Source organism: Brevundimonas sp., assembly GCF_041648115.1.
GTDB lineage: Bacteria > Pseudomonadota > Alphaproteobacteria > Caulobacterales > Caulobacteraceae > Brevundimonas.
In genome coordinates this window covers 111644-131418 of the sequence record NZ_JBAZPR010000002.1, presented here as the reverse complement: position 1 = coordinate 131418, position 19775 = coordinate 111644, and the positions used below count along the sequence as shown (strand labels likewise).

The 19775-nt window shown below is 62.2% G+C and carries 15 protein-coding genes; 4 read left to right on the top strand and 11 right to left on the bottom strand.

Annotated elements, in window-relative coordinates; all coding sequences use genetic code 11:
* Positions 1-418 precede the first annotated feature (418 nt).
* Both WC597_RS02130 and glmM read right to left on the bottom strand, forming a co-directional pair.
* A complete protein-coding gene (locus WC597_RS02130) occupies positions 419-1354 on the bottom strand; it encodes a HEPN domain-containing protein (RefSeq protein ID WP_372691546.1) in 936 nt (311 codons plus the stop codon).
* Between the two features lie 86 nt (positions 1355-1440).
* Positions 1441-2790 carry a phosphoglucosamine mutase gene (gene glmM, locus WC597_RS02125; RefSeq protein WP_372691545.1) on the bottom strand — a complete coding sequence of 450 codons (1350 nt, stop codon included), beginning with the start codon at positions 2788-2790 and terminating at the stop codon, positions 1441-1443.
* Positions 2791-2952: 162 nt separating this feature from the next.
* Between glmM and glmS the strand changes: the two genes are divergently transcribed.
* Positions 2953-4767, top strand: coding sequence for a glutamine--fructose-6-phosphate transaminase (isomerizing) (gene glmS / locus WC597_RS02120; RefSeq protein WP_372691544.1), 1815 nt, complete (start codon positions 2953-2955; stop codon positions 4765-4767).
* On the opposite strand, the gene WC597_RS02115 is transcribed toward glmS, so the two are convergent.
* The 7 genes from WC597_RS02115 to WC597_RS02085 all read right to left on the bottom strand — a co-directional run bounded on the left by WC597_RS02115 (position 4728) and on the right by WC597_RS02085 (position 11906).
* A complete protein-coding gene (locus WC597_RS02115) occupies positions 4728-5396 on the bottom strand; it encodes a Crp/Fnr family transcriptional regulator (protein ID WP_372691542.1) in 669 nt (222 codons plus the stop codon). The two genes, glmS and WC597_RS02115, sit on opposite strands and share 40 nt — an antisense overlap.
* 52 nt (positions 5397-5448) lie before the next feature.
* Positions 5449-6192, bottom strand: a complete 744-nt coding sequence (locus WC597_RS02110; protein ID WP_314123269.1) for a Crp/Fnr family transcriptional regulator — start codon at positions 6190-6192, stop codon at positions 5449-5451.
* Positions 6189-6452, bottom strand: a complete 264-nt coding sequence (locus WC597_RS02105) for a hypothetical protein (RefSeq protein WP_346495564.1) — start codon at positions 6450-6452, stop codon at positions 6189-6191. Before WC597_RS02105 ends, WC597_RS02110 begins: the two co-directional genes overlap by 4 nt.
* Before the next feature lie 70 nt (positions 6453-6522).
* A complete protein-coding gene (locus WC597_RS02100) occupies positions 6523-8022 on the bottom strand; it encodes a phosphomannomutase/phosphoglucomutase (RefSeq protein WP_372691540.1) in 1500 nt (499 codons plus the stop codon).
* Between the two features lie 38 nt (positions 8023-8060).
* Complete coding sequence (locus tag WC597_RS02095) at positions 8061-9146, bottom strand: glycosyltransferase family 4 protein (RefSeq protein WP_372691539.1); 1086 nt, start codon at positions 9144-9146, stop codon at positions 8061-8063.
* Positions 9147-9254: 108 nt separating this feature from the next.
* Entirely contained in the window at positions 9255-11321 is a 2067-nt protein-coding gene (locus WC597_RS02090; protein ID WP_372691538.1) for a sugar phosphate nucleotidyltransferase, read from the bottom strand.
* Positions 11322-11444: 123 nt separating this feature from the next.
* On the bottom strand, positions 11445-11906 hold the full coding sequence (locus tag WC597_RS02085; protein WP_372691537.1) for an Lrp/AsnC ligand binding domain-containing protein: 462 nt from the start codon (positions 11904-11906) through the stop codon (positions 11445-11447).
* A gap of 109 nt (positions 11907-12015) precedes the next feature.
* Here WC597_RS02085 and putA point away from each other — a divergent pair, with 109 nt between their 5' ends.
* Together putA and WC597_RS02075 are read left to right on the top strand one after the other, a co-directional pair.
* The gene (putA, locus tag WC597_RS02080) at positions 12016-15147 is read left to right on the top strand and encodes a bifunctional proline dehydrogenase/L-glutamate gamma-semialdehyde dehydrogenase PutA (protein WP_372691536.1); all 3132 of its coding nucleotides are present in this window, start codon (positions 12016-12018) and stop codon (positions 15145-15147) included.
* Between the two features lie 228 nt (positions 15148-15375).
* Complete coding sequence (locus WC597_RS02075) at positions 15376-16614, top strand: class I SAM-dependent methyltransferase (protein WP_372691535.1); 1239 nt, start codon at positions 15376-15378, stop codon at positions 16612-16614.
* Positions 16615-16629: 15 nt separating this feature from the next.
* Here the strand turns inward: WC597_RS02075 and WC597_RS02070 are convergent, their stop codons facing one another.
* Positions 16630-17979, bottom strand: a complete 1350-nt coding sequence (locus WC597_RS02070) for a hypothetical protein (protein WP_372691534.1) — start codon at positions 17977-17979, stop codon at positions 16630-16632.
* A 613-nt stretch (positions 17980-18592) separates the two neighbouring features.
* Positions 18593-18760, bottom strand: coding sequence for a hypothetical protein (locus WC597_RS02065; protein ID WP_372691533.1), 168 nt, complete (start codon positions 18758-18760; stop codon positions 18593-18595).
* Positions 18761-19009: 249 nt separating this feature from the next.
* Here WC597_RS02065 and WC597_RS02060 point away from each other — a divergent pair, with 249 nt between their 5' ends.
* Complete coding sequence (locus WC597_RS02060) at positions 19010-19753, top strand: ABC transporter permease (protein WP_372691532.1); 744 nt, start codon at positions 19010-19012, stop codon at positions 19751-19753.
* The last annotated feature ends 22 nt before the right edge of the window (positions 19754-19775 follow it).

The window sequence follows — 19775 nt, the reverse complement described above, 5'->3', positions numbered from 1 at the left end:
CAAATGGGCACGCGCGGCGGCCCTGATGTTCTGCAGGCTTTGTCACAGGCGATCCGCAGGCTTCTGCAGCCCAATCTTGCCTGGATGATGTGGCCGCTTCGAAGGGCAAATAATCAGCGCCGCGCTGAATCCCTATCCCCTGGCCTTCTGCGGGATGCGAGGCTCACGCGATGAACGCCGAGGCTCACTGACCTGCAACCAGGCCCATTCTCGAAGCTGATGTCTCGGATAGTAGGGCCGTCTTCGAAGGTGGACGTAGGGCGGGCCGTCCAACCCCAGACACAGCATTTTCGCTAGCGTAGACGGAGCGAGTTGAATGCCCAAGGCCGCGAGTTCACGCGACGCTTCCTTTCGGTTCAGAAGACGATCTTCGTACTCGGCTGCTGCATTTGCATCTGCGTGTTCCAAGGTTGACGACCTATCCGGCGCTCCCTGCTTTCACCTTAAGTTCCTCGATGCGCGCTTTGCTGAGTTCGGTGACCCGATCGCGCAGACACCGAGCCCGCGCCATGAGCCACTCCAGGTCTTCGGACGAGCCATCATATTGGTCGCTATAGCGCGCTTCGACATAGGCACGTTTCAACAGTTCGAATCGGCGGCGATCAAAGCGGCTTTCACGCGGCCAGGTCTCGACCAGGCTGGTGTTTACGTCCTCGGCTAGCGAGCGGAGGAACTTGATGTTGTGCGAGCGCGGAAAATAGAAGGTGTGGACGAGAAGGAAGCAGGCGTAGGCGGTCTCCACCGCCTGATGCAGGCTGAAGGCGGCTAGCTTGCGGAAGCCTTCGTCCGTGGCAGCCCTTCCAGTTTGGTATTCAGCCGTATCGATCCACCGCCTGAGGTCTGCCGCCTTAGCTTCAAAATGGCGATCTGCCATTTCGGCAGCGGCCTGGGCTGTCATCGGCTGCGGCGTCGGGAAGGGATGGCCGGGGATTTCGTAAAGGGCGATGCCGTCGCGGACGATGTCGGTCCAGAAGTACTCACCACGCCGCAAGGCGGCGTTCACGTCCTGATGATCATGGATTATCAGATTGACGGTGCGGCCGATGGCCGGGTCGCGTAGGATCTGGTCCTCGGAGTTCCACCAGTAGTCGGCGATGTTGGTCAGCTTCTCGTGGTTGACCACGATCAGAAGGTCGAAGTCAGAGAGATAGCCATTCTCCGGCTCGTCGACCCAGTCCGTCCGTGCGTACGATCCGAAGAGGATGATCTTGAGAATCTGGCCGCCGCGTCGCCAACCAGAGTTGGCGCCGCCGCCGCTTGTCCTGGCTGCTTCAAATCCGGCAAGCAAGATGTCGCGAACGCGTCGAAGTTCACGTTGATGACGCTCCGGCAGATGTTCCAGATCGGACCGCATAGGAAGAGTCTACCGTAAACTCAGACGCTGTGAACCGCGAAGTTGCACGCACACGCCGCATAGGTTCGTACATTGTGTTGTGGGTCTCACCCTGCTGTTTTCACAGCCGCTGCAACTTCAGACACCACGCGCTTCACCAAAGCCTCGTCGTCGCCCTCGGCCATGACGCGGATCAGTTTTTCCGTGCCTGACGGCCGCACCAGCAGGCGGCCCTGACCGTTCAGCGCCGCCTCGGCGTCGGCGATGGCGGCCTTGACCGTGTCGGTTTCCAGCGGCTTTTCGGCGGTGAAGCGGACGTTCTCCAGCTTTTGCGGGACTGGATCGAACTGGCGGGCCAGTTCGCTCATCGGCTTGCCGGATTCGACCAGCACCGCCAGCACCTGCAGCGCCGCCATCAGGCCATCGCCGGTGGTGGCGTGGTCGTGCAGGATGATGTGGCCCGACTGTTCGCCGCCGATGTTGAAGCCGCCCTCGCGCATCCGCTCCATCACGTAGCGGTCGCCGACCTTGGTCCGCTCCAGCGTCAGGCCCTCGGCCGTCAGCCGGCGCTCCAGCCCCAGGTTGGACATGACGGTGGCCACCACGCCGCCGCCGGTCAGCAGGCCGCGTTTCGCCCAGTCCAGTCCGACCAGGGCCATGATTTGGTCCCCGTCCACGACCTGGCCCTTCTCGTCGCAGATGATCAGCCGGTCGGCGTCCCCGTCCAGGGCGATGCCGATGTCGGCGCGGTAGCGTTTGACCGCATCGACCAGGGTCGCCGGATGGGTCGAGCCGCACTCGGCGTTGATATTGGTTCCGTTCGGCGTCACGCCGACGGGGAAGACCTCGGCGCCAAGTTCGAACAGGGTGGTGGGCGCGACCTTGTAGCCGGCGCCATTGGCGCAATCGACCGCGATGCGCAGCCCTTGCAGCGTCAGCCGCTTAGGGAAGGCCTGTTTGGCGATCTCGATATAGCGGGCCTGGGCGTCGTCGATCCGCTTGACCCGACCCAGCTTGTTCGACGGCGCCAGACCCTGGTCCAGGCCTTGGTCCATCATGGCCTCGATCTTCAGCTCGATCTCGTCCGACAGCTTGTAGCCGTCCGGCCCGAACAGCTTGATCCCGTTGTCGGCGTAGTCATTGTGCGAGGCCGAGATCATGACTCCCAGGTCGGCGCGCATCGACCGGGTCAGCATGGCCACGCCCGGCGTCGGCACGGGGCCGAAGGTGCGCACGTCCATGCCCACCGAGGCGAAGCCGGCGACTAGGGCCGGCTCGATCGTATAGCCGGACAGGCGGGTGTCCTTGCCGATCACCACCAGATGGCGGCGGTCGTCGTCAGTGCGGAACAGCTTTCCGGCGGCCAGACCCACGCGCAGGGCGACCTCGGCCGTCATCGGATAGGTGTTGGCGCGCCCGCGGATTCCATCGGTGCCGAAGTATTTTCTGTCGCCCAAGGCCTGGTCCTTTGTTTCGGGTAACGTTCCGAAACCCCTTTTTTGATGCGGCCCGCCTTAAGATTGCATAGACGGCCGGTGGGGCTTGATGTGTGGCTTAGCCTCGGATCGCCGCCAGTGCAAAGCGGCGCCCCTTTCCCTGACCTCTCGGAGCCTTCGCTTATGTGCGGCATCATCGGCGTCACCGGCAACGGACCTGTCGTTCCCCGGCTGATCGACAGCCTGAAACGGCTGGAGTACCGCGGCTATGATTCCGCCGGCGTCGCCGCCGTCGTGGACGGCTCGGTCGAGCGCCGCCGCGCTAAGGGCAAGATCCGCAATCTGGAGGCCGTTCTGGCCGAGCAGCCAATGACGGCGACGGTCGGCATCGGCCACACCCGCTGGGCCACGCACGGCGCGCCCACGACGGCCAACGCCCACCCGCACAAGGCCGGCCGCGTCACCCTGGTCCACAACGGCATCATCGAGAATTTCGCCGAGCTGAAGGCCGAACTGGCCGCCGAGGGCCACGTCTTCGAAAGCCAGACCGACACCGAGGTCATCGCCCACCTGCTGGACGCCGAACTGAACACCGGGCGGCCGCCGCTTGAGGCGTTCAAGGTCACGCTGGACCGCCTGACCGGCGCCTATGCCCTGGCGGTGCTGATCGACGGGACGGACGATCTGATCCTGGGCGCACGGCGCGGCAGCCCGTTGGTCGTCGGCTGGGGCGAGGACGAGATGTATCTGGGTTCCGACGCGCTCGCCGTCGGCCCGTTCACCCAGAAGATTTCCTATCTGGAAGAGGGCGATTACGTCGCCGTGACCAAGGCCGGCGCCCAGATGTTCGACGTGGCGGGCAAGCCGGTCGAACGCGCCATCGTTCAGGTCTCGGCGTCCTCGGCCATGGTCGAGAAGGGCGAGTATCGTCACTTCATGGAAAAGGAGATCCATGAACAACCCGACAGCGTCCAGCACACCCTGTCGGAATATCTCGATCTGGTGACCGGCACGGCCAAGACGAACACGGTAGATTTCGCCGCCATCGACCGCATCCAGATCGTGGCCTGCGGCACCGCCTTCTACGCCGGTCAGATCGGCCGTTATGCGTTCGAGAAGCTGGCGGGCCTGCCCTGCGACGTCGAGATCGCCTCCGAGTTCCGCTACCGCTCGCCGGCGGTGTCGCAAAAGACCCTGGCGGTCGCCGTCAGCCAGTCGGGCGAGACCGCCGACACCCTGGCCAGCCTGACCTGGTGCAAGGCGCAAGGGTTGAACACCGCCGCGGTCGTCAACGTCCATTCGTCGTCGATGGCGCGCGAAGCGGCCGTGCTGTGGCCCACCCATGCCGGGCCGGAAATCGGCGTCGCCTCGACCAAGGCCTTCACCGCCCAGGTCGCCGCCCTGCTGGCGCTGGCCGTCGCGGCGGGCGTGGCGCGGGGCCGGATTGAAGCGTCTCAGGAGGCTGAACTGGTCAAGGCCCTGTTCGAAAGCCCGCGCCTGATCGCCGAGGCCCTGACGATGGGCGACAGCATCCGCGCCGTCGTCCAGGATCTGGCCAAGGCCGACGACGTCCTGTTCCTGGGCCGGGGCGCCATGTTCCCACTGGCCATGGAGGGCGCGCTGAAACTGAAGGAGATCAGCTATATCCACGCCGAGGGCTATGCCGCCGGCGAACTGAAGCACGGCCCCATCGCCCTGATCGACGAAGAGACGCCGACCATCGCCCTGGCCCCTCTGGACGAGGTGTTCGAGAAGACCGCGTCGAACCTGCAGGAAGTCGCCGCGCGCGGCGGGCCGGTCATCATGATCGCGCCGGAAAAGGCCCCCGATCCGCACGGCGCCGGCATTCGCCGCATCCATGCGCCTGACTGTCACCCCCTGATCGCGCCCTTGGTCTATGCGGTGCCGGTCCAGCTGCTGGCCTATTACACCGCCGTCCAGAAGGGCACCGACGTCGATCAGCCTCGCAACCTGGCCAAGTCCGTCACGGTGGAGTGAGGCGCAACCGCCGTCTCGCGCAGGGCTTCCATATCGGCGATCTGGATCGCGCCGCGGCGTAGGCGCAGCGCGCCGGCCGCGCACAGTTCGGTGCAGGCGGTCGAGACGCTGGCGCGCCGCACCGCCATCAGGTCCGCCAGGTCGCTCTGGCGCAATGACACTGTATCGCCGCCGCCCTGGTCGTGAACGTCAAGGATGAGGGCGGCTAAGCGTTGGGTCACCTTGAGGTCGGCGTGACGCCCCAGTTCGGCCTGAAGGGCGGCGTTGCGTTGACGAAGGTCGGTCAGGGTCGCTTCAACCAGGGTGTCGCGATCGATGCGCTGGACCAGCCGTCGCGCCGGCACTGTCAGGAACCGTCCCGCCGTCAGCCACAGGGCGACTTCCTTTTCGCCCCGCCCCAGCACCGCGTCGAAGTTGATCAGATCGTCGCTTGAGGCCAGGCCGCGCGACAATGTCTCATCGGGTCCGATACGTGCGGCGACGCCGTCGAGAATGAAGGTCACCAGCGGTTCGCCATCGAGCGTCAGACTGGTGCGCTCGCCCGGCGCGGCGTCGAAGGCGTCGCCTTCATCCAATCCCTGCACCGCTAGCAGGGAAAGCAGGGATCGCGCGAGGTTCGACGTGGACATGCATCGTCTAGACCGCCAAACGGCGTTTTACGCGATAACATGCGTTAAGCGGTCAAACGGGGTCGCTTTGAAGTCTGAGATAGGTCGGATCGAACTCGGCGATCTCGGCCAGGCGGCGCCAGTCGAGGATGTCGATCTGACCGTTCGACCAGTTGATAACGCCTTCGCCGCGCAGCTCCGAGATCAGGCGACTGACATGGACTGTCGACAGGCCCAAAGCGTCGCCCAGGACGGCCTGCGTCAGCGGCAGATCGAACGTCATGTCGCCGGTCTGGCCGACGGCCTGAAGACGCAGATAGAGCTCGCATACCAGATGGGCCAGATGACCCAGGCCGCTGCGCCGACCCATGGCGACAAGCCATTGGCGGTGGACGGCGGCGTCGATGATGGTGTCCAGCCACAGCAGACGCGTCAGGTGCGGATGGCGCTCGGTGATATCGATCAGGCCGCTATGGGGCGCCTCGGCGATGACGCACTCCGTCAGGGCGACGACTCCATGGTCCATCTGCTTCATCAGCAGGCTGTGCAGGTCGATGAAGTCGCCCGACACATTGATCTCGGTGATCTGGCGCGCGCCGTCTTCCAGCGTGGAATAGCGGGCGGAAAAGCCGGATATCAGAAGCGTGCTGTGCAGCGGTCGGCTATGTTCCCGCACGATGTCCGAACCGGCGGCGACCGTCTTGGGCGGCTCCAGCGCCTTCTGCAGAGCCTCGATCTCTTCGGGAGAGATGCGGTCGCGCAGGGATAGTTTCTCGACCAGGGTCGTGATCTTGGGCGTGGCTTGAAGTCTGCTCATTGGGCGCTGTCCACCAGGCTCCACCCGTCAGGCGCATCATCGGAAGCGGCTGCGGTGACGCTGACGACCGTCTGGCCGTCCGCATCCGTGACGATGACGCTGAAGGCGCGGGTCGTCCAGAAGGAAGCCCCACGATAACGCAGGATTTCGCCCAGAACGGCGACGGCCTCCTCTCTGGCGGCGTCGACGCTTTTCAGCTCCTCGCCCTGGTCGTCGCGAATGCAGTCGCCATTTTGGGTATGGAAAAAGTATCGCGGCAATCTTTCCTCCTGGCAGCAGCCGAGGGAGGAAGCGGTCACGGGGCCGATTGGTTCAGCCCTCTGTGATCTTTCAGATTTCCTGGTTGAAGGCGCCGATTTCGGGATAGGCGGCGAGGCGGGGTTTGATCTCCTTGCGGAAGAGATCTCGCATGTCGTCTTCCGACCGCATGCTTTCGACCACGACCACTAGTTCCGGCTTGTTCGACGAGGCGCGGACCAGAACCCACGATCCGTCTTCCAGATGCACCCGCACGCCGTTGACGGTGATGGCCTCAAGGATCTTGCGGCCCAGGATTTCGCCGCCGGCCTCGGCCAGATCGGAATATTCCTTCACGATCCGCTCCAGCACGCCGTATTTCAGTTCGTCGTCACAGTGGGGCGACATGGTCAGGCTGGTCCAGGCGTCCGGCAGGGCAGACTTCAGCTCGCTCAGCTTCTTGCCCGGATTGCGGTCCAGCATGGCCAGGACCGCTCCGGCCGCGACCAAGCCGTCATCGTAGCCATGACCCAGGTCGCCGGCCATGAAGAAATGGCCCGACTTCTCGAACCCGGCCAGGGCGCCCAGTTCGGCAGTCTTGCGCTTGATGTAGGAGTGGCCCGTCTTCCAGTAGACGACCTCGGCGCCGTTGGCCTTGAGGATCTCGTCGGTCTTGTAGAGGCCGGTCGACTTCACATCGACCACGAAGGTGCTGTCAGGATAGACCTTGGACAGGTCGCGGGCCAGCATCAGGCCGATCTTGTCGGCGAAGATTTCCTGGCCCGTGTCGTCCACCACGCCGCAGCGATCACCGTCGCCGTCGAAGCCCAGGGCCAGGTCGGCGCCCGTCTCGCGCACCCGCTGAGCCATCTGAACCAGCATGGCGTGATCTTCCGGGTTCGGATTGTATTTGGGGAAGGTGTAGTCGAGATCCGTGTCCATCTCGATCACCTCGACCCCCATGCGGCGAAGCGCATCGGGGGCGAAGGCGCCGGCCGTGCCGTTGCCGCAGGCGCAGACGACCTTCAACGGCCGCTTGATCTGAACCTTGGAGGCGACGTCGGCGACATAGGTCTCGCGGAAGTCCTCGACCCGGACCAGCTTGCCGCCCGGGCGGGCCACGCCCTCGCCGTTCAGCACGATCTCTTTCAGTCGGCTCATCTCGTCGGGGCCGAAGGTCAGGGGCTTGTTGGCCCCCATCTTCACGCCGGTCCAGCCGTTCTCGTTGTGACTGGCCGTGACCATTGCGACGCACGGCGCGTCCAGTTCGAACTGGCCGAAATAGGCCATGGGTGACAGAGCCAGACCCACGTCCAGAACCTCCATTCCGCCTTCCAGCAGGCCCAGGGTCAGGGCCTGTTTGACGCTGAGGCTGTAGCCGCGGAAGTCATGGCCGGTGACGATCTTCGGCGGCACGCCGATCTCATGGATGTAGGTCGCCAGGCCCAGGCCCAGGGCCTGGATGCCGAGAAGATTTATCTCTTTTTCCAGGATCCACCGCGCGTCGTATTCGCGGAACCCGGTCGGCTTGACCAAGGCCTGAGTCTCATATGCGGCCGTGTTGGGCTTCAGGTCCTGACGGGGCTTAAGCATGGTTAGTCCTTGGTTGTGTTGGTCTGGATGCCGGCCGATCAGGCTGCGGCGCGCTTGCGGATACGGGCGATGCGGCGCAGGCGGCGCCAGAAGCGGCCGCGCTCCGGCTCGGGATAGGGCTGCAGGTTCTCGACGAACTGATCGGCTGAGGCGCGCCAGCTGAACTTTTCCGCATAGGCGCGCACGACCTTGCGGTCGAGTTCGAGGCATTTCAGACAGGCGGTCCTGAGGTCCTTGTCGATCGCCCCGGCCTTCGAGCCGGGAATGATGTCGATGGGGCCGTGGGCCGGATAGGCGGCGACCGGCGTGCCGGCGGCCATGGCTTCCAGGATCACCAGGCCGAAGGTGTCGGTCCAGCTGGGGAAGACGAACACATCGGCGTCGCGGAAGCAGCGCGCCAGCTCGTCGCCGAACCGGGCGCCGAGGAACTTGGCCTCGGGATATTTCTCCTGAAGCTCCGCACGGGCGGGTCCATCGCCGACGACGATCTTGGTGCCGGGCAGATCGAGCTGAAGGAAGGATTCGATGTTCTTCTCGACCGCTACACGGCCCACATTAAGGAAGAAGGGCCGGGGCCAGTCCTTGCCCCCAAGCTCGTCGTAAATCCGTTCCAGCTCGGGGTTGAAAACGTCCGTGTCGACGCCTCGCGACCAGGGTGAAACGTTCTTGAACCCGTGTTCGACCAGTTCGTCGCGCAGGGTCGGGGTCGCCACCATCAGCCGGCCCGACGGCTTGTGGAACCACTTCATATAGGCGTAGCCAACCTGGACCGGTATCGGGAAACGGGCCGAGACATATTCGGGGAACTTGGTGTGGTAGCTGGTCGTGAACGGCAGCTTCCATTCCACGCAGATGCGACGCGTGGCGATGCCGATCGGACCCTCGGTGGCGATATGCACGGCCTCAGGCTCGAAGGCCCGCAGCATCTCGCGGATCTCTTCTTCCGCCCCGAGCGCCAGCCGGATTTCCGGGTAGGTGGGGCAGGGAATGGTCTTGAATAGGCAGGGCTCGATGACCTCGACCTCATGGCCCATGCCACGGCATTCCGCGACCGTGCGGGTCAGGGTGCGGACGACGCCATTGACCTGAGGTTCCCAGGCGTCGGTGGCCAGAACGATGCGCATTGAGGCGGGCGGACCCTGAGCCGTTGAGTAAGGGCGGAACTTCTAGACGGTTCGAATGACGAAGGCGAGACAGCGATTATCATCGTCGAGTCGGGTTGTGGGTGCGGCTCAGGACAGTTGAAGGCTATTGTCCCCATCGTGGGCCAAGGCCCCCAGCGTTTCCCGAAGCTGGATATGAGCCGTCATGATCGAACGGAGCGACAGCGCCGGTGATGGTTCATCAATGAAGTCGCCGTTTTCGAGCATGGCGTCGCGCCAGAGGCCTTGAGGTGTAAGGAAAAGCCATACGGCGCGCAGCGCGGACCCTGCCTGTTCCAGCGAGGCCGCGCATGGGCCGTCGTCGGCCATAGACGCGAGGGTCAGTGACGCCTTGAGCCATTGCGTCTGCGACCAGAGCCGGGCGCGACCACTCTGAAGGAGGCCTTGGTCGCTCACGGCCTCCACGGCGACTCCGCGTTTCAAGTCGATGCCTTGAAGCCCAGCCTTGAAGAACTTGCGGGCGTTCACGAGTGCGGCGGTGTCGGATGTCAATCGGCTGTAGCGGGCCAGCAGCCAGGCCCGATAGAATAGGTCGCCAGGCGACGCCGGATGATCGATGTCTGATGTGTCTTGCATCAGGCTGACGATCTGGTCTGCAGCCCGGCGCCAGCCTGGGTCGGCGCTTATGCCTGCCCAAGCAAGCGCGCCTTCCAGCAGGATGAGAGACTTCGCTTGGTCGGGTGGTTCGTTCTCGTCCCCTAAAAGACGGTCGCGAAGGGTTGTGGCGTCGCGCTCCACCGAGGAGGCGCCTGTCGCTGCGAAAATAGCGGCCAAGGCGACAGGCAAGCAGCTATGATCGCCTTGTTCAGGTTGATCGCCGTCCAATGGCAGGTACGGCAGACCTTTTTCGATCACTGCCCGCCATGGCCCAGGCCAGTCCTGGCGACCGGCTTGGGCGTAGGCTTCTAGCTGGGCCGCCTGAACTTGAAGAAGGTGCGATGTCGCAATGCGACGCCCGCTCGTGCTCAGAAGTGTTTCGAAGGCTCCGGACGTCCCCTGTCCCAACGTGCACCAAACGGGAAGCGCGGACTGACGCAACCATGTCGCCAGCCGCTCAGCGCCGCTTTTCAGCGACTCCGGAGCGGGCGTCGGAAAATCGAGATGCGTCGGTGACAGTTTCCCTAGCCGCTCGACGACTTTCCTGACGTCCTGGCTGCGCCTCAGGTCTGTGACCAGCACGGCATCGCGTTCCACGATGACGCCCACGTCCCGCAGACCGATAACTGCGACCATGACGCCGTCGGATGACCGCACCAGGCACCCCTCGGAGTCTTCCAGAAGATGCAGCCCGACGCTGCCTTCGCCAGAGGCTTGTACGGCGTCCCAAGCCCCGAGGTCGGACCAGGAAAACCGCACGGGCAGGACCGACGCACGGGTTGTCTTTTCCATCACTGCATAGTCGATCGAAATCTTCGGAGCGTTGGAGAACTGCGGCCCAAGCAATCGGTATCGCCCGTTGAATTCCGCATGCTCAAGGGCGTCCCTGGCGGCTGTCATGACTGCGGGCGCCTGTTGGGACAGTTCCTCGATCAGCACATCTGCGCGCACGATGAAGTTGCCGCTGTTCCACAGATAGCCGTTGTGGATGTGGCGTTCCGCCGTGACGGCGTCCGGCTTTTCGACAAAGGCCGCTACGTCCGAGAGGCTGGGGCCAGACGGTGCGATGTAGCCGTAGGCGGAGGACGGTTCTGTGGGCACGACCCCCAGGGTGACGATTCGACCCCTGTCTGCAGCTATGGCGGCTTCCCGCACTGCTGCGTGAAATGCGCCATGGTCGGGAATGTGGTGGTCGGAGGCGACGAAGAGATTGACGGCTTGCGGGTGCTGTTGGGCGGTCCACTGGGCTGCGACAGCCATTGCGGCGGCGGAATCGCGGCCCTCGGGCTCCAGGAAGATGGTGGCCGTAGCGCCGACCTCGTCAAGTTGAGCCAGGATTTCCAGGCGATGTTGTTCTCCCCCCACGACGATCAGTTCGCCGCCCAGCTCCATGAGCGGAAGGGCGCGCTCAATCGCATCTTGGAACAGGGACCGATTGCCGGCCAGCGGAATGAACTGTTTGGGCCGCGAGGGCCGAGAAGCGGGCCAGAGCCGCGTGCCGGCCCCACCGCACATGATAACCGGATAAATCATCGCCATGGTCAAAGCTGCTCCGATTGGATCGTGCAAGTCCAGTAGGACGCGTCTTTAGTTTGCCGAATGGCCCAAATCCATCGTTGTGAAAAGTAGCGCTGAGGTTGCTGCGGGCTCTGTCGATCGCGCTTACAGCGGCAGCACCGTCGTCGACTTCACCTCCTCCAGCACCGCATAGGTCCGCGTCTCCCGCACCCCCGGCATCCGCACCAGCACGTCGCCGAGGAAGGCGCGGTAGGCGTCCATGTCGCCGACGCGGGCCTTGATCAGATAGTCGAAGCCGCCGGCGACCATGTGACACTCCAACACCTCAGGCTGGCTGCGCACGGCGGCGGCGAAGGCTTCGAAGACGTCGCCGGTGGTGCGGTCCAGCAGGACTTCGACGAAGATCAGCAGGTCTCGGCCGACCTGTGTCGGGTCGATCATCGCAGCATAGCCGGTTATGATCTTCTTTTCGCGCAGTCGTTTGACCCGTTCGAAACAGGCGGCGGGCGACAGGTTGCACTGGCGCGCCAACTCGGCGTTGGAGAGGCGGCCGTCGGTCTGGAGCACACGCAGGATACGGCGGTCGACGGCGTCGATGTCGATCATCGGAAATATGGCCCCGACGCCGAACGATCTTCGGCTTGGCTTCGTATCATACGAAGCACCTTCAATGAACTCCGGCATATACGGGTGAAATCCACAGGATTTGCCGCCGATGACCACCCCCGCCTTCACGCCTTCGAGCCTGGCCGCCTGGGACAGTCTGGACGCGCACAAGTTCCGCGATGAGCGCGAGGCCGTGGCCGCCAACCTGGCCCGCATGCCTTTAGACGCCGCCGAGCGCGCCGTCGTGGTGGTGGAGGCGACGGCTCTGGTCGAGCATGCCCGCCGCAGCCAGAAGAAACAGGGGGTGGTCGAAAGCTTCCTGCAGCAGTTTTCGCTGGGCACCCGCGAGGGTCTGGCCCTGATGTGTCTGGCCGAGGCCCTGCTGCGCGTGCCGGACGAGGAGACGCGTGATCGACTGATCGCCGAGAAAATCGGCTCGGCCGATTGGGCCGCTCACCTGGGTCAGTCCGACAGCCTGTTCGTCAACGCCTCGACCTGGGGCCTGATGCTGACCGGCAAGCTGGTCGATGTGGACGACGAGGCGCGCAGCGACCTGCCCGGCTTCCTGAAACGGATCGCCGGGCGACTGGGCGAGCCGGTCATCCGCCAGGCGGTGGCCACCGCCGTCAAGATCATGGGCGAGCAGTTCGTCGTCGGCCGCACCATCCAGGGCGCCTTGAAGCGGTCGAACAAGGAAGGCTGGCTGTGCAGCTTCGACATGCTGGGCGAGGGCGCCCGCACCGTCGCCGACGCTGACCGCTACGAGAAGATCTACGCCGACGCCATCGAGGCCGTCGGCAAGACCTCGAAAGGCCAAGGCCCCGAGCACGGTCACGGCGTGTCGGTGAAACTGTCGGCCCTGTCGCCCCGCTATGAGGCGACGCACGAGGACGACGTGTGGGCGACCCTGTATCCCCGTATCCTGCGCCTGGCCCAGATCGCGGCAAAGTACGACATCAACTATACGATGGACGCCGAGGAGGCGGACCGTCTGGCCCTGTCGCTGAAACTGCTGGACCGGCTGGCGCATGAGCCCAGCCTGGGCGGCTGGACCGGCCTGGGTCTGGCGGTTCAGGCCTATCAGAAGCGCGGTCTGGAGACGATCGAACGGGTTGCCGACCTGGCGCGTCGCTCGGGCCGGCGGCTGATGGTGCGGCTGGTCAAGGGCGCCTATTGGGACACCGAGATCAAGCGCGCCCAAGTGTTCGGGCGCACCGACTATCCGGTATATACGACCAAGGCGGCGACCGACCTGAATTACCTTGTCTGTGCCCGCGCGATGATCGAGGCGGCGCCGGCGATTTATTCCCAGTTCGCCAGCCACAACGCCCACACCCTGGCCGCCGTGCGTCGCATGGCGCGTGACCAGGGCGTGACGGTCGAGCACCAGCGCCTGCACGGCATGGGCGAAGCCCTGTACGACGCCGCACATGAAGCCTGGGCCGATGAAACCGTCATCGTCCGCGCCTATGCCCCCGTCGGCGGACACGAGGAGCTGCTGCCCTATTTGGTCCGGCGCCTGCTGGAAAACGGCGCCAACTCCTCCTTCGTCCACGCCCTGCTGGACGAACGCGTGCCCGCCTCGGCCGTCGCGGCCGATCCCATTTCCCTGGTCGAGCAGGCGCCCGACCGTCACCCCAAGATTCCGGTTCCGAAAGACATGTACGGCGATCGTCAGAACTCCCTCGGCCGCGACTATTCCCAGGCCGCCGACCGTGAAGCCCACGCCAAGGCGCTCGAAGGGGTCGATCGCGAGAAACTGACCTCCGGCCCCATCGTCGGCGGCAAACTGCGCGCCGGCATCGACGCCCAGGACGTGACCAATCCCTTCGATCGATCACAGGTGCTGGGCCATGTGTCGGAAGCCGAGACGGCTGACATCGACGCCGCCGTCCAGGCCGCCGCCGAGGCTCAGGTCAAATGGGACCGTCAGGGCGGCGCCAAGCGCGCCATCGTCCTGCGCGCCATGGCCGATGCGCTGGAGGCCGATCTGGATCGGCTGGTCGCCCTGCTCAGCCGCGAGGCGGGCAAGACCCTGAACGATGGCGTCGCCGAGGTGCGCGAGGCCGCCGACTTCTGCCGTTATTACGCCCTGCTGTCCGAGCGTGACTTCACCGCCCCGGAAACGCTGAAGGGCCCGACCGGCGAGACCAACCAGCTGTTCCTGCACGGACGGGGCGTCTTCGCCTGCATCTCGCCGTGGAACTTCCCCCTGGCCATCTTCACCGGCCAGATCGCCGCCGCCCTCGCCGCCGGCAATGCTGTCCTGGCCAAGCCCGCGGAGCAGACGCCGCTGATCGCCGCCGAGGCCGTGCGCCTATACCATAGGGCTGGTCTGAACCCCGACCTGCTGGCCCTGGTCCCCGGGCGCGGCGAGACGGTCGGCGCGGCCCTGGTCACCCACCCCGGAATCGACGGAGTCGCCTTCACCGGCGGCACCGACACGGCCGCCGCCATCAACCGCTCGATCGCCGCCCGCCCCGGCGCCATCATCCCCTTCATCGCCGAGACCGGCGGCCTGAACGGCATGTTCATCGACACCACGGCGCTGAAGGAACAGGTCATCGACGACGTGATCCAGTCCGCCTTCGGCTCGGCCGGCCAGCGCTGCTCAGCCCTGCGCGTCCTCTATGTGCCCAAGGATTCGGCTGACGCCCTGATCGAGGGCCTGAAGGGCGCCCTGGCAGTCCAGACCGTTGCCGATCCCGCCGATCCCAAGACCGACATCGGCCCCGTCATCGACACCGAGTCCCGCCGCGCCCTGGAGGCCCACGTCGAACGCCTGTCGCGCGACGCCAAGATCATCGCCCGCGCCGACCTGCCGCTGGGCTCGGACAAGGGCGACCTGTTCGCCCCCACCATCGCCGAAATCCCCACGCCCGACTTCCTTGAACGCGAAGTCTTCGGCCCCATCCTGCACATCTACCGCTACGCTCCGTCCGACCTTAAGGCGGTCGCCGGCAAGCTCGCCGCGCGCGGCTACGGCCTGACACTTGGCATCCACAGCCGCATCGAAGCCTTCGCCGCCGAGGTCGTCGACCTGGTCCCCGCCGGCAACGTCTATGTGAACCGCTCGATCACGGGCGCGGTGGTCGGGGTGCAGCCGTTCGGCGGCGAAGGGTTGTCGGGGACTGGACCGAAGGCCGGCGGACCCAACAGCCTGATCCGCTACGCCGCCGAGAAGGCCATCAGCGTCAATATCGCCGCGCAGGGCGGGGATCCGGCGCTGTTGAATCTTTAATGCCTACCGGCCTCCGCGATCAGTTCTCTTTGAAGATAGGCCGGTGAAATTGTTGCGTTTGAGCAAACGAGCGCCCTACATCTGCCAAGCTCTGCAAGCGCGCCTGCCGCATCAAATACGCATCCGTGCACCAAATGTGTATCGAGGCGTGGAGAGGTCCTGTTTTCGCGCATTGCGCGATCATATCTCTCGCCTCTATGTTCGGTGCCTAATAGCTAGGCGCCCTAAATGATGTCACCAGAAACAATCGAAGCGATGCTGCATGATCGGCGCTTCTCGGAAATTGTTGCGCTGACGCCCTCAGAAATTCAGGCAATACCAGCCACGACATTATGCTATTATCGGGGCGTCGCTTTAGTTCATCTCGGCCGAGCGCACGAGGCGCTTTCGGAGCTAACACACGCCGCCACTGACCCGCTGCTTTTCTTCTGGTCACACCATTGGTTAGGGCGAGCTCACGAGGCGATAGACGACCCGTCATCCGCTGCCGCCGCGTTTCTGCAAGCTTCGAGTTACTGGGAAGTAACAGGAAACCTCGCCGCTTTTCGCGGAGCCGCTATTGAAGCCCTAAAACGATCTTCAACAACGGATGTGCGTCGCGCAGAACTTTACGAACAGCTTGAGCAAGTCAGAACAGCCGTGAGTGGAGTCATCGGTGAAATGCATAGCCCTGATGTTGGGGTACGACAAGCTATCGACGGCATGACTGCGTTCTTCAAAGATTTGAGGGAACGTCAAAGAGATATCGACATTCAATTGTCAATTATCGACGACATCTGGCCGGACCCATTTCATCTCGAAACACAGTTTCCGGTCGCTATATTTAGTGATGACCATGTGCATCCGCGAGGAACCGCTCAGGATAATACGCGCTCTCCACGCTTCGTTCGAGCATGTGAACGTCAGTACGGCCATGAACTGAAGGCAATGGATCTTGGCTGTTCTGGTGGCGGACTCGTGCGTGATTTTCTTCTCAGAGGGCATCGAGCCATAGGATTGGAGGGCAGCGACTTCTCACTCAAAAATCAACGTGCGGAGTGGCGGTCTATTCCTAAACATTTAAATACATGCGACATACTCAAGCCGTTCAGCATATTTGACGACGGAACGCAAGTCGCTTCGTTCGATGTTATAACAGCATGGGAAGTTCTCGAACATTTGCCGCGTGAATTGCTTCCCGAATTCTTTCGAAATGTTCGCCGGCACCTTGCGCCGAAAGGCGTCTTTGTCGCATCGGTCGCCTTGTTCGAAGACAAGGACGAACGTACGGGCGCCGTTTGGCATATAACTCTTGAATCTCAAAAGTGGTGGGAAGAACGCTTGGCCGAAGAGGGACTGGCCGTTGTGGAACATACATTCGAAACAGCCGATTTCGTGCGTGGGTCCGGAAATGGTCCGGCCGACTGGAATGCTGTCACCCATCCGGAAATGGGTTTCCATATCGTGGCGGGCCGTCGCGACGCTTGATGACGCCCCCACAGGTCAACTAGTTGGCGCGCGCACCAGGAAACGTTCGATCGTCTGAGCGATCACGATGTTCGGTTTCACCCGCTCCACGTAGTCGAAATCGACTTCTGGACTCCAGATGAAGTGGAATTCGGAGAACCATCGGGACATCCACCAACTGATCCGATTGGCCTCAAAGCCCAACTCAAAGAATGAATTTGCAAACGCAACAACCTTCTTTTGAACCGGCGCGCCAGGGTTCGCGTAAACGATGCGCGTTCCGATCTGCCTAGCGCCCTCGACGAGTTCTATACGCTTAGGATCGACGATGCCGCCTTCCATGTGACCCAAGTCAGGGTAGTAGTCGGCAGAACAAAGATGAGCTGCAGGAAAACGGCTGCCGACATCGCCCATTGCTACAACTCTGCGATTAAATGGCACAGGACCGACAGTCACGCCCAATGATGCCATAATAACCTTATGCGTCAGGTAGCAGCCCATCGGCGAGAAATGCGTATCTACGGTACTATAAGTAAGGGCGCGATCTTCGTGGTCGGTCAGATACTCGCGAACGGGAACGTAGAATTCACCGCCATCAATATCCTTCAACTTCCTCTCAATCGAAGAAAATTGAGCGGTTGGGCCACTTATATCGACAGGATAGAGATCTGATAGAACCGTGCTTTTTTCAGGTATAATGATTTGGCGGAATTCAATCCCTTTTTCCTTCAGAATTTTATTACGCCGAGTCAGACATGCAATCCACTCATTGGCAGTAGATTCGATCTGCGGATCAGCCGCGTCTGCAAGATACTGATCGATCAGATGATTTGTGCCGTCGAGCAGGAATATGTGCCCCCGACGTCCCACCACCGCAAGGTTTCCTGGAGAACGATGTCCAACGGGCATTAAGCAGGTAGATAGCTCATCCCCCTCTACAGTAGGAATTCGCTCTGAAAACGGGTTTGTTGCTGGACGCTTCGAAAATATTTCGCCTAGAAGACTAGAGTATCTTTCCCTATCGAAACCTAAGACGCTGTTAAGAACGTAATTTTGCTGCACTTGCTCTAAAAAGAGGTTGTTTAGTGTGAGCGTTTCGCGCTTACCCTCCGGCAGGTGGGCCTTGACCACGACATTACCGGCAAGAAACGCAGGCGCGCTCGGTAGCGGATCTAGATGAAGCTTGAAGGCTACCTTGCCAGGAAGATCTCCCCTGAACTGATCTGCCAAAGCCGTCCCGATGAGCTTTTTGTCTAGAAAAGCCTCGACAATCACCGGTTGTTGATCGCCGCCAGCGGCGGCCCAGCCGAGCAAATAGTCGCCTTCAAGCGAGTCAACAGAGCCAGAAATTATATCGGAGCCGCCAGGGCCTGACGTGGTGATCATCGGCAACCTCAATTTCAGCCGCAGCGACGCGAGGATTCGCAGTTATTCCGCAATCCCCTAGCAGACTCCACCGCAACCTCCAGCGCGTTTTTATCGAAATTCAGCATGCCCCATACCTACGAATGTCCGCTGCAGGGGCTGACGCTCTGTCGGCGCAAACGCAGGTCGAAGGTCGGACCACGCCGTCGGGTGGAGTGATTGATCTTGTTAGGGATCACCGGTGCCGTGTCCCGTTCGATCAGCAATCGACGCATGGCGTCGCTGTCGTAAGCCCTTATTTTCGAGCATATGCAGGCTGGGTCGTCTGTAGCCGATCAGGTCGTGGGCGGACGCGATGTCGGAGGCCTAACCAGGCGCGATCTGAACGACCCGAGGGTTGCCGGCGTCGTCTGCCAGCATTTGGACCTCGGTCATCCAACTGCCGCGCGACTGGCCAAGGCCTAGAGCGAGCCTCCCATTTTTTGCACCTACGGCCGGGCGTCGCGCCTTGACCGAAGACCAATCGATCATGGCCGTCACCGGCGGGTCAGCCGCCTCTGCGAGCGGGGACAGGATCCGCTGCCACAGACCCGCTTGTTCCCGCGGTTCTAGAGGTTGAACACCGTCGCTAGGGTCAAATACATCTCCAGAAGAGCCCGCCAGCGACACCCCTCACCAAGCCGATGCACGTGCCGGTGATGAGCTGCCGATCATCTGTCCGCCGCTTGCCGGTGTTGAGCTTGGGAATATGCGGCTCGATCACCACCCACAGCGCGTCCGACCACCTGACATGATCGGCCATGATTCAAGCCTCCTCTGACGCTTGAATCGCAACACCCAAATCAACTCAGTTGGGTCCAAGCCCCAGGTAAGCGTTTCAGCGGACGCCGCCGACCCGCGTTTGTTATTTCAGGCTGCGTCAACACTAAGCCCCTGTTTCCCACAAAGGGTTGCCTTCTCGAAGGTGGAGGGTGCAATACGCCTGTGAGATGATCGGAGTCGACCCTGCACAATGCGAACGTTTGCGACCTCGCTGAGCAAGAATTTTCGCGTGACATATGCGTTAATGATGCGCGAAATTGTCACTCGATATGGCCGAGAAGGATTAGGGTTCCTTTGGCTGATCGCCGAACCCCTAATGTTTTGTCTGGGGGTTCTGACCCTATGGACGTTAATGAAGCCAGAGTATGAGCACGGCGTGCGGGTGGCTCCCTTTATCATGACGGGGTATATGTGCCTTCTCCTGCTCAGGCACACAGTATCTTACAGCGTGAACGCCGTGCAAGCGAACGTAGGATTGCTATATCATCGGCAAGTTAGGATACTTCATATATATTTATCTCGATCAATTATGGAATTTGCGGGGGCAAGCGTAGCATTTATAGTAGTTTATACGCTCCTCTTTGTTATGGGATCTGTTGAATTTCCTGACAGCATAGTGACGCTTTATTGTGGGTGGCTTCTACTGGCCTGGTTTTCTACTGGGCTGGCGTTAGTTTTTGCTGGGTTGGCAATGGAGTTTGATGTTATGGAGCGGATCGTCCCCGTTTTCATGTATCTCATGATCCCTCTGTCCGGCGCTTTCATCATGGCCAGCTGGCTCCCCAGCGGCTACCGGGATCTGTACCTTTTGCTGCCGATTCCAAATGCTATCGAAATGGTTCGTGACGGTGTCTTCGGTGATAGCGTACCAACTTTCTATCACGCCTGGTATATGGCGGCCTGGAGTGCAGGCTTGTGCCTCCTGGGCTTGGCTCTTTTGGCACGCAGCCAAAACAAGCTTGAAATCGAATAGCTTTTCCGGAAATCGAATCCGA

What these genes read in the sequence shown, in the direction of transcription:
- WC597_RS02130 (WP_372691546.1), bottom strand. Translation starts at nt 1,354, where the DNA reads ATGCGGTCCGATCTGGAACATCTGCCGGAGCGTCATCAACGTGAACTT.
- glmS (WP_372691544.1), top strand. Translation starts at nt 2,953, where the DNA reads ATGTGCGGCATCATCGGCGTCACCGGCAACGGACCTGTCGTTCCCCGG.
- WC597_RS02115 (WP_372691542.1), bottom strand. Translation starts at nt 5,396, where the DNA reads ATGTCCACGTCGAACCTCGCGCGATCCCTGCTTTCCCTGCTAGCGGTG.
- WC597_RS02110 (WP_314123269.1), bottom strand. Translation starts at nt 6,192, where the DNA reads ATGAGCAGACTTCAAGCCACGCCCAAGATCACGACCCTGGTCGAGAAA.
- WC597_RS02100 (WP_372691540.1), bottom strand. Translation starts at nt 8,022, where the DNA reads ATGCTTAAGCCCCGTCAGGACCTGAAGCCCAACACGGCCGCATATGAG.
- WC597_RS02095 (WP_372691539.1), bottom strand. Translation starts at nt 9,146, where the DNA reads ATGCGCATCGTTCTGGCCACCGACGCCTGGGAACCTCAGGTCAATGGC.
- WC597_RS02090 (WP_372691538.1), bottom strand. Translation starts at nt 11,321, where the DNA reads ATGGCGATGATTTATCCGGTTATCATGTGCGGTGGGGCCGGCACGCGG.
- WC597_RS02085 (WP_372691537.1), bottom strand. Translation starts at nt 11,906, where the DNA reads ATGATCGACATCGACGCCGTCGACCGCCGTATCCTGCGTGTGCTCCAG.
- putA (WP_372691536.1), top strand. Translation starts at nt 12,016, where the DNA reads ATGACCACCCCCGCCTTCACGCCTTCGAGCCTGGCCGCCTGGGACAGT.
- WC597_RS02075 (WP_372691535.1), top strand. Translation starts at nt 15,376, where the DNA reads ATGATGTCACCAGAAACAATCGAAGCGATGCTGCATGATCGGCGCTTC.
- WC597_RS02070 (WP_372691534.1), bottom strand. Translation starts at nt 17,979, where the DNA reads ATGATCACCACGTCAGGCCCTGGCGGCTCCGATATAATTTCTGGCTCT.
- WC597_RS02065 (WP_372691533.1), bottom strand. Translation starts at nt 18,760, where the DNA reads ATGGCCGATCATGTCAGGTGGTCGGACGCGCTGTGGGTGGTGATCGAG.